The organism is Kineococcus sp. AC630 (genome assembly GCF_979255925.1).
On record NZ_CEEDMJ010000018.1, the window covers coordinates 69,866 to 85,488 of the forward strand.

Here is a 15,623-nt window from a genome sequence, read left to right on the forward strand (position 1 = left end):
CACCCGTCCTTCGGTGCACTGGGCCGAACGGATTGCTCCCCGGTGGAAGTTCATGCGTCAGAACGGAAAACAATACTCTCCGTGTTCAGATGTCACGGATGGGCGTCAGGATGGGGTGGGCGGGGACGGGGATCGCGTCCCGGAGCAGGGTCTGCAGCAGCTCCTCGACCGGGAGGGGCCGGTGGAACAGGTACCCCTGGGCCAGCGGGCAGCCCAGCGCGACGAGTTCCGCCTCCTGCTCCGCGGTCTCCACCCCTTCGGCGATGACCAGCAGACCCAGTTCGTGCGACATGCGCATCAGCCCGCCGAGCACGGCCCGGCGTCGGGGACTGACGGTGATCTGGGAGGTGAAGTCCCGGTCGAGCTTGAGGAAGTCCGCCGGCAGGGCGTCGAGCTGGCTGAACGCGGAGTAGCCCGTGCCGAAGTCGTCGATGGCGGTCCGCACGCCGATGGCGCGCAGTTCCTCCAGGGTCTCCCGGGTCGCCACGGACGCGGCCTCGACCGTGCTCTCGGTCACCTCGACGACGAGGTCGTGCGCGGACCAGCCCGTCTCGGCGAGGATCCGCAGCAGTTCCGCGACGAAGTCCGGGTCCACCAGGTGCTGCCCGGAGGCGTTCACCGTCAGCAGCAGGTCCCGGCCGAGGGCCTCCCGCATCCGGACGGCGTCCGCACAGGCGAGGGCCGTCACCGCCAGGTCCAGCTCCTTCACCAGCCCGTTCGCCTCGGCGAGCGGGATGAACTGCGTCGGTGGGACCGGACCGCGGGTCGGGTGGTTCCACCGGGCCAGGGCTTCGACCCCGACCACCTCGCCCGTCCCGGGGACGACGACGGGTTGCAGGGCGACCGACACCCCACCGGACAGCAGGGCGGCCCGGAGGTCCTCCACGAGACCGTCGTCGCCGCTGGCGGGCACGGCCACGCGGCCCCGTCCCGCCGCCTTGGCGTCGTACAGGGCCGCGTCGGCACGGCGCATCAGGCTGCCGGCGTCCTCGTGGGCCCGTCGCTGGGCGACGCCGACCGAGAGCCCGGCGGGAAGAGCGGCGCGTCGCAGCGACTCGGCCACCGCCGCCGCGGCCTCCTGGTCGCACCCGGGGAGGACCAGCGCGAACTCGTCCCCGCCGTGCCGCGCGAGCACGGCTCCCGGGGGACCGTGGTCCGCGAGGCTCCGCGTGATGACCTCGGCGAGGGAGACCAGCAGGGCGTCGCCGGCGGCGTGCCCACCGGAGTCGTTGACCTCCTTGAAGTGGTCGACGTCGACGACGGCGAGCGCCAAGGAGGTGCCGTTGCGGTGGGCCTTCGCCACGGCCTCTTCGAAGCGCTCGTCGAGACCCCGGCGGTTGAGGAGTTCGGTGAGGCTGTCGCGGGTGCCGTGCGAGGCTCGCTGGACCAGGCGCCCGATGACGGTGACGACCGCCACCTGGACGAGCAGCAGAGCCGCCACGACGCCCGGGTCGATCCCGCGCCAGAGCAGGCTGCCGGCGACCGCGACGAGCAGCAGGGCCGTGTGGGCCACGGCGTGGTTGCGGGAGAAGAAGTAGAGGTTGTCGATCGCGCAGAACACGAAGACCCCGGCGACGCCGAGCGCGGTGGTGTCGTCGGCGCTGAGGACCACCCCGGAGGCGAGCATGAGGGCCGCCTGTCCCACCACGACGTGGAAGGCCCAACGGGGTAGCCGGAGCCCACGGGTCAGGAGCATCGTCCCGACGACCACCGCGATCGTGGCCAGGCCGAGGATGGCTCCGCCCCGGGCACCGGGGTGTGGCCAGGTGCTCGTCGTGGTGAGAGCGACCGCGGAGCCGCCGGCGACGTAGAAGGCGCCCGTGGTGAACGCCATGAGCCGGGGGGTCGCGACCTCGGGCACGGTCTCGGACGATGTGCTCACCGATCGAACATCGGAAGGCCCCGGTTCCGACTTGACCTCACCCGGCGGTGGCCGCCCCGCGGGTCTGTGCTCCGTCCGGCGGAACCGGTGAGCAGCTGACAGGTCACGACGGGCGGGACCCGACTATCGTGTCTGCATGGATCTGGAGCTCCAGGCTGACCAGGAGAAGCGTTCACTGGAAGGAAGCGCTTACTCAGAGGCTCGAGAGCGGGCGGACGACTTCCGCCGGGACGCGCTCGAAGACCCCGCCGCCGCGATCTACCCGCACGCCGACGTCTCCGACGTCGAGCTGGCTGCGGCGATCGACGGCATCGTGCAGAAGCCCGTGGTGATCACCCGGCAGGGGACCGAGGCGGCGGTGCTGGTGTCCGTCGACTTCTTCAACCGGGCGCACGCCGCGGTGGAGCTGCTCGAGGACGACGCGACCTTCGAGGACGCCTAGGCCCGCACGCGCGACGTCCGGCGGTTCCCGGGTGACCGGTGAGCCGCCGGACGTCGCACGTCCGCGGAGTTCCGTCTCAGGACCGCAGCCCCGCGGTCACGCACGCCTGGCTCGCCGAGCCCGCGCAGAGCGCCTCGACGGTCGTGAACTCGTCCGCGATGACGGTCGTGGCCAGGTTCGACGCGGTCACGGCGGTGGGCTGCAGCAGCGTCGTCGGCACCGCGCCGGCGCCGTTGTCGGTGGTCGTCGTGGTGGTGACGGCCTCCCCGCGTCCCAACGCCAGGGCCATGTCGGCCGCGGCCGCGGCGAGCTGCGGCATCGGCTTGTAGGCCGTGACGGCCTGCTCGCCGGTCAGGAGGCGCTGCATGGCCGCCACGTCGGCGTCCTGGCCGCTGATGGGTGGCAGGGTTCCCGTCCAGCCAGCCTCACGCAGGGCCTTCGCGGCTCCCTTGGCGATGCTGTCGTTGGCCCCCACCACACCCGCGATCGGTGTGCCGTGCAGCTGCTGGATGGCCTGCTCCATCGCGATCTCGGCGTTGTCCGCGGACCACTCCGGGACCCAGGCCTGGAACCCTGTGGTGATCTTGCCGTCGAGCACCGACTTCGCCCCCGAGGCCACCCAGGCCGCGTTGCTGTTGCCGGCATCGCCGTCGAGCTCGACGACGACCGCCCCCGGGGCGGGTTTGGCGTCGAGCACGGCCTGGGCGCCGATCGCGCCGACCTTGCCGCTGTCGAAGGTGACGAACGCGTCGATCGCCGCCCCCTTGATGAGGCTGTCGTAGGAGATCACCTTCGCCCCACCGGACGTCGCCTGCTGGGCGATGGCCGCCGCACCCTCGGAGTCCTTGGGTGCGACGACGAGGACGGTCGCACCGTCGCTCAACGCCTTCGACGCCTGCTGGTTCTGCTCGTCCTGGGTCGAGGCGAAGTAGACGTCGACCGTGCAGCCGGGGCACGACTTCGCGACGTCGATCTGGAAGTTCGGGACGTCGGACGCCTCGTAGCGCAACGAGGTCTTCTCCGCGAGGAACGCGATGTGGGGGGACGCCGTCGACGCGGAGCCGGCGGTCGAGGCCGTCGTCGGACCGTCCGAACAGGCCGTCAGCGTGCCGGTGGCCGCGAGGAGGACGAGAGCGGTGAGGGTGCGCGTGCGGCGCCGGCCGAGAACCTTGACCATGGGCTTCTCCTGATCTCGGGGCGCGTCAGAACTGGAAGCGGCTGACGGCGGTGGACATGCGGGTGGCCATCTCGGCGAGTTCGCGGACGGCGCGGTCGGACTCCAGCGCCCCGTTCCCGGCGGTCGTCGCGGCACCGGCGACGGAACCGATGTTCCCCGCGATGTCCTCCGCGCCGTGGGCGGCGTCGGCGACGCTGCGGCTGAGTTCCTGGGTGGTCGCGGCCTGTTCCTCGACGGCGGCCGCGATGGTCGCCTGGTAGTCGCTGATCTCCGCGATCACCGAGCCGATCGAGCCGATCGCGCCCATCGCGGAGGTGACGTCGGACTGGATCGCCTCGACGCGGTGGGAGATGTCCTCCGTCGCCCGGGCGGTCTGCTGGGCGAGTTCCTTGACCTCGCCGGCGACGACGGCGAAACCCTTGCCGAGTTCCCCGGCGCGGGCGGCCTCGATCGTCGCGTTCAGGGCGAGCAGGTTCGTCTGTTCCGCGATCGCGGTGATCGTCTTGACGACCGTGCCGATCTCACCGGAGGAGGTTCCCAGCGCGTCCATCGTCGCCCGGGTGGTCTCGGCGAGTTCCACGGCCCGTTCGGCCACCGCGGAGGCGTTCGAGGCGTTCGAGGAGATCTCCCGGATCGAGACCCCCATCTCCTCGGTACCCGCTGCGGCACCGGCGATGTGGGCACTGACCGCACCCGCGGTACCGGCGACCTCGGCGGCCCGCTGGGAGACGCTGCCGACGCCGTCGGCGATCCCCTGGCTGGTCGCCGTGAGGCGGTCGGCGGACGACGCGAGGGCCGAGGCCTCCGCGCTGAGGGCGGCGACGGTGCGTCGCATGCTGCTCGTCGCGGAGGTGAGGGCGCTCGCCATGGTGCCGACCTCGTCCCGCTGGTCGATCTCAGCGGTGGCGGTGAGGTCGCCGTCGGCGACCCGCTCCAGGACCTCGCTGACCTTGCGCAGCGGTCCGACGATGCGGCGGACGATGATCCGGGCGAGCACGGCGGTGAGCACGAGCCCGACCACCATCGTGAGGATCATCGCGAGCCGCGCCCGGCGGTAGGTGTCCTGTGCCGCGGCCGACGACGCCTCACCGGTCTTCGCGCCGAGCGATTCCAGGGTCGAGAGTTCCGACGACGCGTTCGCGGCCAGCACGGACAGGTTCCCCAGGTAGAGCGTCTGGAAGCTCTCCCGGTCACCGGACTCGGCGAAGGGAAGCAGGAAGTCGTCGCGGGTGTTGCGGTACGCGCTCCACCAGACGTCGAAGCGCTTCAGCGCCTGCCGCTGCGCGGTGGTGAGGGAACGTCCCTCGAAGCTCTTCACGCGGGCGTCGAGCTGCGTGTCGTCCTCGCCGATGCGGGTCTTCAGGTCGGCGTAGGCGATGTCGTCCGAGGCGAGCGCCAGGTTCGCGAGGTCGCGCTGGGTCTGCAGGGTCGCGGCGCGGACGCCGGCCAGCTCGGCGTTGGGAACCGTCGACCGCTCGTAGGTGGCGCTCGCGCGGTCGCTGACGCTGTGCAGTCCCGTCAGCCCGACCCCCAGCACCGTCCCGGAGACGACCGTGCCCAGCACGACCACCGCAGTGATCTTCGTGCCGACGGACCGGTCGGCGAACCACGAACGCCGGCCGGGCTTCCCCGTACCGCTCTCGTGCTCGAGTCCTCGCGACACCGCAATCCCCTTCGAACGGATCGGTCGACCAGGGTTGGACGACCGCGTTGCTGCCTACTTGAAAGGTTCGACGCGTTGCGACCACGAGCTGAGGACCGGAGAGCATCAATCTGTCGCGGACCCGCCACGGTGGACGCGCTCGGCTGCACGTACGGGCAGGTCCTTCACGTCGGCCCTCCCGCTGCCGATGGACCGGCGTGACCCCTGCCTCCACGCGCACCTCCGTCCCGCGTCGACTGCGCCGGACCGCCACCTGGCTGCTCGCGATGTCGTTGCCCGCGGCGGCCGTGGCCGGTGGGGCGAGCGCGCAGGCCGCGACCCCGTACCCGGGGTACGACTACGGCGTGACGGGGATGATCACCGCGGGGCAGACCTACGGCGCACCCACCGGGATCGCGGTCTCCTCCGACGGGACGGTCTTCTTCTCGGACCCGAGCGACCACACGATCAAGCGCATCAAGTCGGATCACACCGTCGAGGTCGTGGCCGGGGCGGACGGCAAGCTCGCGGCCCCTGCAGGCCTCGCGTTCGGACCGGACGGTGGGTTGTACATCGCCGACCAGGGCAAGGACCAGGTCCTCAAGCTGGTGCTCCCGAGCACGCTGACGGTCGTCGCCGGCTCGGGCGTGGAGGGTCCCGCCAAGATCGGTACGGGGCTGACCTCGCCGCTGCACGACCCGACGGGCGTGGCGGTCGACACCGACGGGAACGTGTACGTCGCGGACTCGGGGAACAACCAGGTCGAGAAGGTCGACTCGAAGGGTGCGCTGTCGATCTTCGCGGGGACGGGGTTCCAGGGGTCTCCCGTCGCCGGCCCGGCGAACGGTACCCAGCTGAACACGCCCAGCGGGCTGACCCTGGACAGCACCGGGAACCTCTACATCGCCGACACCGGCAACCGCACGATCGAGAAGGTCACGCCCACCGGTGTGCTGTCGATCTTCGCGAACAACGTCGTCAGCGGGACCGGGGGGCCGACGTCCCTCGCGGTCGACCTGAACGGCACCGTCTACGCGAACGACCCGACCGGTGCCCAGATCAGGAAGATCTCCACCGCCGGAGCCGTCTCGAAGCTCAGCGACAACGGCACCTACTCAGGTCCCGCGGCGGTGTTCACGAACAACTCGGGAACGATCTGGGTCGCCGACGGCGGCGCCTCGCCGCAGGTCTACACCCTGACGTCGACGGCCGACCCCGCCGCGCCGCGCGTCACCTCGGCGCCGTCCGTCACCGCGGCGGTCAAGGTGCCGTGGACGTACAGGGCCACGGCGACCGGCAGTCCCACCCCGACCTGGTCGCTGCTCAGTGACGCGCCGACCTGGCTGTCGGTCTCGGCCGGCACCGGTGTGGTCACCGGCACGCCGGACACTCCCGGGACCCTCACGTTCACCCTCCGCGCGGCGAGCAGCGCGGGCCACGACGACCAGGTCATCACCCTGACCGTCGGTGCCCTCCCCGCCGCCCCGGCCGCGCCGACGGCCGTCGCGGGCGACGGCCGTGCGGTCGTCACCTGGGCCGCCGCAGCGGCGTCCACGACCCCCACGACGACCCCCGCGGTGACCGGGTACAAGGTCACCCCGTACAAGGACGGCGTCGCCCAGACCCCCGTCGCGTTCTCCGCCACCCAGGCCACGACCCAGGTCCTCACCGGACTGACCAACGGGTCGAAGTACACGTTCACCGTCGCCGCGACGAACTCCTTCGGCACGGGGACCGCGTCGGCGGCGTCCACCGCGGTGACGCCGTACGCGACCGTCAAGAAACCCGTCCTGGACGTCCCGGTCAGCCGGCTCTCCGGCAAGGACCGCCTCGAGACGGCCGTGAACTCCTCGAAGGCGTTGTTCCCGACGACGGGTTCCGCGGGTTCCGTCATGGTCTCGGCCGGGTACAAGTACGCGGATGCGCTCGCCGGGGCCCGCCTGGCCTCGGCGACGTCGGCGCCGCTGCTGCTCACCGAGTCCGACAAGCTCACCCCGGCCGTGGGGACCGAGATCTCGCGCGTCCTCGCGCCCGGCGGGACGATCTACGTCCTCGGCGGCAGCGGAACCGTCTCCACCGGGGTCGCGACCTCCCTCGCGGCGTTGTCGCCGAACTTCAGCGTCGTGCGGCTCTCGGGTGACGACCGGTTCGAGACGGCCACCCGCATCGCCGACGAGGTCACGGCCCGGGCTCCGGGGACCGACACCGCGCCGATCTACCTCGCCAGCGGGGTGAACTTCCCCGACGGCCTCGCGGTGTCGGCGCTGGCCGCCCGCACCGGCGGGATCGTCCTGCTCACCGACGGCCCCGTCATGCCCGCCGCCACCGCCGCCTACCTCGCCGCGCACGACGCGACGGGTTCGCGGGTCGTCCCCGTCGGCGGGGTTGCGGCCGAGGCGGCGAAGACCCTCCCCGCCTCGGGCGGGAGTTCCGCGCGGGCCATCGTCGGGGTCGACCGGTTCGACACCGCGAACCTCGTCGCCCGCAAGTTCACGACGGGCACCGCGACCAAGGCCGCGGGGGTCGCGACGGGTGACAACTGGCCCGACGCGCTCGTGGGTTCCGCGGCGATGGGTCTGCTCGGTGGGCCGTTGCTGCTCACCAGCGGTTCCGACCTGTCGACCTCGGCCGCGGCCGCGCTCACCGCGCTGGACGCCGCGAAACCCCTCACCACCGGGGTCGTCTTCGGTGGTGAACCCTCGGTGCCCGCGGCGGCGGCGACGAGGTTCGGGTCCTACGTCGCGCAGGACTGACCGGCGTCGTCGCGCTCAGGGCCGGGTGGGTGCCCCCAGCCGACCCCGGGTGGCGACGATCAGCACCAGCGTCGCGACGGTGGTGGCGAACAACTGCACCACCAGCGTGTCCTGGTCCCCGTCGAGCGCGGGGAAGATCGCGGGCCACAACAGCGTGTAGGTGCTGTTGATCCCCGCGTGCAGCAGCATCACCAGCGGGACGCTCTGCCCGCTCCGGTTGAAGACCCAGGTCATCACGAGGCTCAGCGGAACGCAGGACGCGATGAACAGCGCCGGGTGCGTCCAGGAGAAGTCGGGCCAGCCGCCCCACTCGGTGAGGAACAGCGGCAGGTGCCACGCGCCCCAGAGCAGGCCGAGGAGGACCGTCCCGGGGACCGCGCCGAAACGCGTCTGCAGGCGGGGCAGGGCGAAGTCGCGCCACCCGGGTTCCTCCGCGAGCGCGGTCGTGACGACCTGGAGCGCGAGCATCGGCAGGTAGCTCACCAGCAGCAGGACGCCGACCGGGCGCACCGCCTCCCACGCCTGCGGGAGCACGAACGTCGCGGCGAGGATCGAGACCGGCACGCCGACGCCGACCCCGAGGTACCACCGCCAGCCGACGCCGAAGCGCAACAGCCGGCCGCGCCAGGAACGCAGACCCGGGCGTCCCTCCACGAGAGCCGTCACCACGAAGGCCGCGGTCACCGGGCCGAGGTAGGCGCCGGGGAGGACGCCCAGGAGTTGCGAGGTTCCCAGGAGGGCCGGGAACGAGAAGGGCAGGACCCCGAGTCCGTTGCCGGACAGCACGTACGGGATCCACGCCAGCCAGCTGAGGCCGAACGCGAGGGTGAAGAACGCGACGAGGGGGTGCCGGGAGACGACCCCGGGCGGGCGGACCCGCAGGGCGGTGGTGGTCATGTCGACCAGTCCACCGGAACCCGGCGCGCGGGTCAGTCCCGCAGGCGACCCGGTCGGGGTGGTGCCTGCACTACCTCTGTTCCGCGGTGCGCAGGAACCGCAGGACCGCGGCCACCCGGCGGTCCACCTCGTCGGTGGGGGAGAGGTCGAGCTTCGCGAAGATGCTGCGGATGTGCTTGTGCACGGCGCCGTCGGTGACGAACAACCGCGACGCGATCGCGGAGTTCCCCAGACCCTCGGCCATGAGTTCCAGCACCTCGCGTTCGCGCGCCGACAACCGGTCCAGCCCGGCGTCCGGGCGGGTGCGGGTGAGCAGCTGCCCGACGACCTCCGGATCGACCGCGGTCCCGCCCTCGGCGACCCGGTGCAGGGCGTCGAGGAACTCCTCCACGCGCCCGACCCGTTCCTTCAGCAGGTACCCGAGCCGGCGTGCGCCCCCCGCGAGGAGTTCCGTCGCGAACGCCTGCTCGACGTAGGCGGACAGCACCAGCACCGCGAGCTCCGGGTGCCGGCGACGGGCCTCGACGGCGGCCCGGATCCCCTCGTCGGTGTGGGTGGGGGGCATCCGGACGTCGACGATCGCGACGTCGGGCAGGTGTTCCTCGACGGCCGCCAGGAGTTCCTCGGCGTCGGCCGCCGTCGCGACGACGTCCAGGCCCTCGGCCCGCAGCAACAGGGCCAGACCCTCGCGCAGCAGCGCGTCGTCCTCGCCGATCACGATGCGCACGGCAACCACACCTCCACCTCGGTCGGACCACCGGGTGGGCTGGTCAGCTCCAGCCTGCCATCGTGGGCGCGGACGCGGTGCAGCATCCCCGACAACCCCGACCCCGCGGCCGCGTCGGCCCCGCCCCGGCCGTCGTCGGTGACCCGCACCAGCAGTTCCGCCCCCCGGCGTCGCACGGTGAGCGTGGCGGAGCGAGCGCCGCTGTGCCGGGCCACGTTCGTCAGCGCCTCGGCCACCACGAAGTAGGCCGTCGCCTCGACCGAGGCCGGGCACCGGCCCGGGACGTCGACCTCGACGTGGCACGGCACCGGGCAGGCCGCGGCGAGGCCGGTGACCGCCCCCGCGAGACCCCGGTCCTCCAGGACCGGCGGCAGGATCCCCCGGACGACGCTGCGCAGTTCCGCCAGCGCCTGTTCGGCGGCGCTCTGGGCCCGTTCCAGCAGTTCGTCGGTCGTGGCGGGATCGGCACCGGGACGGTTCAGGGAACGGCGGGCCGCACCGAGCATCACCGTGACCCCGACGAGCCGGTTCTGCGCCCCGTCGTGCAGCGACCGCTCGATGCGGCGCAGTTCCGCGACGTGGGCGTCGAGGGCGGCCGCGCGGGTCGCGCTCAGCTCCGCCACCCGCAGGGACAGGTCGGTGCCGGGTGGCGGCGCCAGCAACCTCAGCCCCGGTGCGGCCTGCCACCGCGCCAACCGCGGGGAGGCCCCCACGGTGAGCGCCGCCCACCCGAGACCCAGCAGGGCGACCGCCGCGGCGGAGGGCCAGCCGTCCACCGTCCACCACCACGGGGAGGCGTCCACGTCCGCGGGAACCAGTGTCCACCACAACGGGAACGACAGGTCGCGCAGCGCGTAGACGGGCAGCAGGACCCCGACGAGGCCGAGCAGGAGGCCCCAGGTGGCGTGCACGGGGAGCCACAGCAGTTCCCGCCGCACCGCCGCGTCCCGCACCGCCGCACGCGACCCGGACGGGACGGGGCCGGCCGGCAGCATCGTGGAACGGTTGCGCCGCAGCCGTTCGCGCTCCCGGTCGCTCAGGCGGCGCAGGGTCCGCAGGGCACCGGGGAGCAGGAGGAGGCCGATCCCGACCACGCACAGGACCCCGACGACGACGACCCACACCAGCAGGAGACCCGCGAGGAAGGAGGTTCCGAGGCCGCCCCCGAGACGGGCGACCGCCGTTCTCGTCGTGGCGGTGCCCCGGCGGAGCGCGGACAGGGCGCTGGGGTTCTCGGGGGGTTCCACGGGCACGCCGTGACGGTACGAGGTCGACGGCGTCGGTGTCCGCCGGTCTCCGCTGGTGCAACCCGGGACGGGTGAGGAGTACAGCCTGCTGCACCTCGCCCGGGTAGCGCGGGGGATCGTCCGGCCCCCGTGCGCCGCAGCAGGGTCGAGGGGTACCGAACGCCCCCCACCCGAGGAGCTCCCCGTGTCCGAACCGACGAACCTGCACCGCGGTCCCGCCGTCCCCCTGTTGTGGGCCGTGCTCACCGTCGCGGTCCTGCTGAACGTGCTGGCGTCCGCCGGCGTCCTGCCGCTCGCCGTGGGCATCGCCTGCGGCCTCGTGACGTTGGGCTGCGCCACCGCCCTCGTCGTGGCCCGGGTGCGTCGCCGGTGACCGCCGAGCGCACGGTCCCCTGGCGGGCGGTGGGTCTGTTCGCCGTCCTGGCCCTCGGCGGGGCCTGGCTGGCGAGCCTCCCGCTCTACCTCGGCGGTGGTCTGCAGAACCCGCACTTCTTCGTCATCGGGGCCGTCGTCATGACGACCCCCACCCTGGCCGCCCTCGTGACGGTGTTCGGCGTCCTGCGCCCCGCGAACCCGCGGGAGGTGCTGGGACTCGTCGGACCGCTGTCCTGGCGGCGCACCGCGCTGCGGGCGCTCGCCGCGGCCGGCGGCGGGATCGTGCTGGCCGCGGCGGCGATGCTCGTGGCCGCCGCGGCAGGGCTCGTCGACCTCCGGGTGAACCCCGACGCGTCGTCCTCGCTGCTGGCGATCCCGCTGACGACCGTGGTCATCGGCGTCACCGCGGTGGGGGAGGAGATCGGCTGGCGGGGTTTCCTGTTCCACGCCCTGCGTCCGCTGGGGCCGGTGCGGGCGAACCTGCTGAACGGCGCGTTGTGGGGTCTGTGGCACACTCCGTTGCTGCTGCTGGGCTACAACTACGGCACGACGAGCCCGGTGAGCATCCCCCTGATGGTGCTCAGCACGGTGCTGATCGGAACCCTGCTCGCGTGGGTCAGGGAGAGCACCGGGACGGTCTGGGCCGGCGCCCTGGCCCACGGGGCGATGAACGCGTCCACCTCGTTGCTGCTCGCGGCGTTCCTGGTTCCCGCCCAGCAGGGTTCCGAGGCGACCGTCCTGGCCTGGCCCGGGTGGGTCGTGCTCGCCCTGGCCATCGCCGTGGTCCACCGGCGACGCGGCACCCCGCTCGACGGTCCTGCCCACGTCGACGCCTCCGCCCGACGCGACACGCACCCGCAGGACGCACCCGCAGGGTGACGCGAGGATCCAGAGGACTCCCCGCTCCGAACAGAGGAGTGGTGCCCCGGCAGCTCGCTGCGGCACGGAGGGGAGAACGGCGTGCTGAAGCAACGCGAACGAGGACCGCAGGCTCCGGGCCGGCAGGGGCGACACGGTCGACGGTTGCTGGCGGTGCTGGCCGGTCTCCTGTCCGGCGCCACCACCCTGGGGGTCGGCGCGCTGCTCGCGACGCTCGTCACCCGTTCGGCCGACCCCGTCTACGGGGTGGGGCAGGAGTTCATCGCCCGGACGCCGGAGTGGCTGAAGGAGTGGGCGATCCGGCAGTTCGGGCAGTCCGACAAGGCGGTCCTGCTGGGCAGCCTCTACGCCACCCTGGTGATCCTCTTCGCCGTCATCGGCCTCGTCGCGCTGCGCTGGTTGCGGGTCGGCCTCGGCCTCGTCGTCCTCCTGGGTCTCGCGGCCGTCGGCGCCAGCGTGCACCGCCCGGACGCGACCTCGCTGAGCTGGATGCCGTCCGCCGTCGGGACCCTGGCCGGGGCCGCCGCCCTGGTGCTGCTGATCCACGCCCTGACCGGTCGCGCCCCGGCCGCGCGGGGACCGCTGTCGCGTCGGTCGGTGCTGTTCGGTGCCGTCGCCGGCGCGGCGGCCGTGACCGCCGGTAGTGGCGTCCTGGTGAACCGCTCGAAGTCCGTGGCCGCCTCGCGCGCGGACATCGTGCTGCCCAAACCCGTCTCGGCGGCACCCTCGCTACCCCCGGGGCTGGACTCGATCGACGGGATCACGCCGTACGTGACGAGCGCGAAGGACTTCTACCGCGTCGACACCGCCCTCTCCGTGCCGCAGGTCGACATCTCGTCGTGGACGCTGCGCATCCACGGCATGGTCGACCGCGAGGTCACGGTGACCTTCGACGACCTCCTGAAGGAGGACCTCGTCGAACGGTGGATGACCATGACCTGCGTGTCGAACGAGGTGGGCGGCAACCTCGTCGGCAACGCCCGCTGGCTCGGCGTGCCCCTGACCACCCTGCTGGACCGGGCCGGGATCAAGGCCGACGCGGACATGCTGTTCTCCACCTCCGTCGACGGTTTCACCATCTCGACCCCGGTGGCGGACGCCACCGACGGCCGCGACTCGATGATCGCCGTCGCCATGAACGGTGAGCCGCTGACCGACGTCCACGGGTTCCCGGCCCGGATGATCGTCCCCGGCCTCTACGGCTTCGTCTCGGCCTGCAAGTGGATCACCGACATCGAGGTCACCCGGTTCGACGCGAAGACCGCCTACTGGACGGACCGCGGCTGGGCGCAGAAGGCGCCCATCAAGACGGCCACCCGCATCGACGTGCCCGCCTCCTTCGCCAAGGTCGCCTCGGGTCAGACGGTGCCGATCGCCGGGGTCGCCTGGGCGCAGACGCGGGGGATCAGCAAGGTCGAGGTGTCCCTCGACAACGGCGACTGGGCCGAGGCCACGTTGGTCCCGTCGGTGAACGCGAACACCTGGGTCCAATGGACCTACGCCTACGACAACGCCGAGAAGGGCAGTCACACGGTGCGGGTCCGCTCGACGGACGGCGCGGGGCAGGTGCAGACCGAGGACGTCGTGCAGCCGATCCCGGACGGTTCGTCGGGACAGCCCAGCAAGTTCTTCACCGTCGTCTGACCGACGCCACTCTTGGTGACGATCAAGTAACGGATCGTCATTCAACGGGTTCTGGGCGCGCGGTGGACCGGGTGCTGGCCGACGGTGGGAGGGAACCAATCCTCTGGTGGGTCGGCGCCGAACTGAAGTTGTACGCACGATCCGCCGTCGGTCCTGACGGGGGAAGCACCCTTGAGGAGCTACGACCTGATGATGACCACGACTCGCAAGCGCACGTTCTCGGTCCTGGCTCTGGCCGGGGCGATGGGTCTTGGCCTCTCGGCCTGTGGCGGTTCCGACGACACCGCCGGTTCGACCACGAGTTCCAGCACCACCTCCAGCAGCAGCTCGGCGATGGCTTCCCCGAGCGAGTCGATGACCTCCAGCGCCGCGATGGCCGGTTCGACCGACCCGATCGGCCCCGGCTGCGCCGACTACGCCGCCCAGGTTCCCAGCGGTGCCGGTTCCGTCGGTGGCATGGCCGCCGCCAACGTGACGACCGCCGCGTCGAACAACCCGCTGCTGACCCAGCTCGTCGCCGCCGTCTCCGGCAAGCTGAACCCGGACGTGAACCTGGTCGACACCCTGAACAGCGGTGAGTTCACCGTCTTCGCCCCGATCGACTCCGCGTTCGCGAAGCTGCCCGCCGACACCGTCGCGTCCCTGAAGACGCCCGAGGGTGCGAAGACGCTGACCAGCGTCCTGACCTACCACGTGGTGGCCGGGAAGATGGACCCGCAGCAGCTGCTCGACGCGGGCACGGTTCCGACCGTCCAGGGTGGTTCGGTGAAGGTCGCCGGTACGCCGGACAAGCTGACCATCGACGGTTCCACGAACGTCATCTGCGGCAACGTGCAGACCTCGAACGCGACCGTCTACCTCGTCGACTCGGTGCTCATGCCCCCGATGTGATGACGAACTGAAGAGCGCCGGCGACCTCACGGTCACCGGCGCTCTTCTGCGTTGAACGGCGATCAGACGCGGACGAGCATCTTCCCCGTGTTGGCGCCACGCATCATCGACAGGAACGCCTCGACGGAGTTCTCGATCCCGTCGACGACGGTCTCGTCGTAGGCGATCTTCCCCTCGGCGAACCAGCCGGCCATGCGGGTGCCGAACTCCCCGGCGAGGTCCTGGTGCTCACCCACGATGAACCCGCGCAGGGTCAGCTTGCGGGTGACGAGGTTCGAGAGGTTGTCCGGCCCGGCGGCGGGTCCGGTGGCGTTGTAGCGCGAGATCGACCCGCACAACGCGGCCCGGCCGTGGTCGTTGAACGCGTCGAGCGCGGCCTCGAGGTGGTCGCCGCCGACGTTGTCGAAGAACACGTCGATGCCGTCGGGGGCGGCGTCGGCGAGGAGTTCGCGGATCGCACCCTCCTTGTAGTTCACGGCCCGGTCGTAGCCGTACTTCTCCTGCAGCAGGGCGACCTTCTCGGCCGTGCCCGCCGAACCGATGACGGTCTTCGCGCCGAGCAGACGGGCGATCTGACCGACGGCGGTCCCGACGGCACCCGCGGCACCGGAGACGAAGACGGTGTCCCCCTCGCGCAGACCGGCGACCGCGGTGAGGCCCGCGTACGCCGTCATGCCGATCATGCCGAAGACACCGAGGTGCAGGGAGTTGGGGGCGCCGGGGATCGCGTCGACCCTGCGGAAGCCCGACGCGTCGCCCTGGGCGACGTCGCGCCAGCCGAACCCGTGGACGACCAGCGAACCGACGGGGAGGTCCTCGCTGGTGGACTCCTCGACGTGGCCGATGGCGCCGCCGGTCATCGTCTCGCCCAGGGCGTACGGCGGGACGTAGCTGCGGACGTCGTTCATCCGGCCGCGCATGTAGGGGTCGACGGAGACGAACTCGTTGCGGACCCGCACCTGGCCGGGGCCGAGGTCGGGGAGCTCGATCGTGACCGTGCGGAAGTCGTCCGCGGTCGGCCACCCCTGGGGGCGGTTCACGAGCTGGACCTGGGTGCTGGACGTCAC

General features: G+C 72.1%; 13 protein-coding genes. 6 read left to right on the forward strand and 7 right to left on the reverse strand.

What is annotated here, in order from left to right; genetic code table 11:
* Positions 1-85: 85 nt before the first annotated feature.
* On the reverse strand, positions 86-1,882 hold the full coding sequence (locus AC0I8G_RS18695; protein WP_471731286.1) for a putative bifunctional diguanylate cyclase/phosphodiesterase: 1,797 nt from the start codon (positions 1,880-1,882) through the stop codon (positions 86-88).
* Positions 1,883-2,018: 136 nt separating this feature from the next.
* Between AC0I8G_RS18695 and AC0I8G_RS18700 the strand changes: the two genes are divergently transcribed.
* Positions 2,019-2,324, forward strand: a complete 306-nt coding sequence (locus AC0I8G_RS18700; RefSeq protein WP_471731287.1) for a hypothetical protein — start codon at positions 2,019-2,021, stop codon at positions 2,322-2,324.
* A 76-nt stretch (positions 2,325-2,400) separates the two neighbouring features.
* Here AC0I8G_RS18700 and AC0I8G_RS18705 read toward each other — a convergent pair whose 3' ends face one another.
* Both AC0I8G_RS18705 and AC0I8G_RS18710 read right to left on the reverse strand, forming a co-directional pair.
* Entirely contained in the window at positions 2,401-3,501 is a 1,101-nt protein-coding gene (locus AC0I8G_RS18705) for a substrate-binding domain-containing protein (protein WP_471731288.1), read from the reverse strand.
* 25 nt (positions 3,502-3,526) lie between these two features.
* A complete protein-coding gene (locus tag AC0I8G_RS18710) occupies positions 3,527-5,164 on the reverse strand; it encodes a methyl-accepting chemotaxis protein (protein ID WP_471731289.1) in 1,638 nt (545 codons plus the stop codon).
* 197 nt (positions 5,165-5,361) lie between these two features.
* On the opposite strand from AC0I8G_RS18710, the gene AC0I8G_RS18715 reads away from it, so the two are divergent.
* Positions 5,362-7,896, forward strand: coding sequence for a cell wall-binding repeat-containing protein (locus tag AC0I8G_RS18715; RefSeq protein ID WP_471731290.1), 2,535 nt, complete (start codon positions 5,362-5,364; stop codon positions 7,894-7,896).
* Between the two features lie 15 nt (positions 7,897-7,911).
* Here AC0I8G_RS18715 and AC0I8G_RS18720 read toward each other — a convergent pair whose 3' ends face one another.
* From AC0I8G_RS18720 to AC0I8G_RS18730, 3 genes are all read right to left on the reverse strand, one after another.
* The gene (locus tag AC0I8G_RS18720) at positions 7,912-8,793 is read right to left on the reverse strand and encodes a CPBP family intramembrane glutamic endopeptidase (RefSeq protein WP_471731291.1); all 882 of its coding nucleotides are present in this window, start codon (positions 8,791-8,793) and stop codon (positions 7,912-7,914) included.
* 70 nt (positions 8,794-8,863) lie between these two features.
* The gene (locus AC0I8G_RS18725) at positions 8,864-9,520 is read right to left on the reverse strand and encodes a response regulator (RefSeq protein WP_380257824.1); all 657 of its coding nucleotides are present in this window, start codon (positions 9,518-9,520) and stop codon (positions 8,864-8,866) included.
* Complete coding sequence (locus AC0I8G_RS18730) at positions 9,508-10,773, reverse strand: sensor histidine kinase (RefSeq protein WP_471731292.1); 1,266 nt, start codon at positions 10,771-10,773, stop codon at positions 9,508-9,510. The genes AC0I8G_RS18725 and AC0I8G_RS18730 overlap by 13 nt, the downstream gene beginning before the upstream one ends.
* A gap of 178 nt (positions 10,774-10,951) precedes the next feature.
* On the opposite strand from AC0I8G_RS18730, the gene AC0I8G_RS18735 reads away from it, so the two are divergent.
* The 4 genes from AC0I8G_RS18735 to AC0I8G_RS18750 all read left to right on the forward strand — a co-directional run bounded on the left by AC0I8G_RS18735 (position 10,952) and on the right by AC0I8G_RS18750 (position 14,556).
* A complete protein-coding gene (locus tag AC0I8G_RS18735; protein ID WP_328294322.1) occupies positions 10,952-11,140 on the forward strand; it encodes a hypothetical protein in 189 nt (62 codons plus the stop codon).
* The gene (locus tag AC0I8G_RS18740; protein WP_471731293.1) at positions 11,137-12,021 is read left to right on the forward strand and encodes a lysostaphin resistance A-like protein; all 885 of its coding nucleotides are present in this window, start codon (positions 11,137-11,139) and stop codon (positions 12,019-12,021) included. Before AC0I8G_RS18735 ends, AC0I8G_RS18740 begins: the two co-directional genes overlap by 4 nt.
* A gap of 81 nt (positions 12,022-12,102) precedes the next feature.
* Positions 12,103-13,665 (forward strand): molybdopterin-dependent oxidoreductase, encoded by a 1,563-nt coding sequence (locus AC0I8G_RS18745; protein WP_471731294.1) that lies wholly within the window; start codon positions 12,103-12,105, stop codon positions 13,663-13,665.
* Between the two features lie 192 nt (positions 13,666-13,857).
* Complete coding sequence (locus AC0I8G_RS18750) at positions 13,858-14,556, forward strand: fasciclin domain-containing protein (protein WP_471731295.1); 699 nt, start codon at positions 13,858-13,860, stop codon at positions 14,554-14,556.
* A 62-nt stretch (positions 14,557-14,618) separates the two neighbouring features.
* Here the strand turns inward: AC0I8G_RS18750 and AC0I8G_RS18755 are convergent, their stop codons facing one another.
* Complete coding sequence (locus AC0I8G_RS18755) at positions 14,619-15,623, reverse strand: NADP-dependent oxidoreductase (RefSeq protein WP_471731296.1); 1,005 nt, start codon at positions 15,621-15,623, stop codon at positions 14,619-14,621.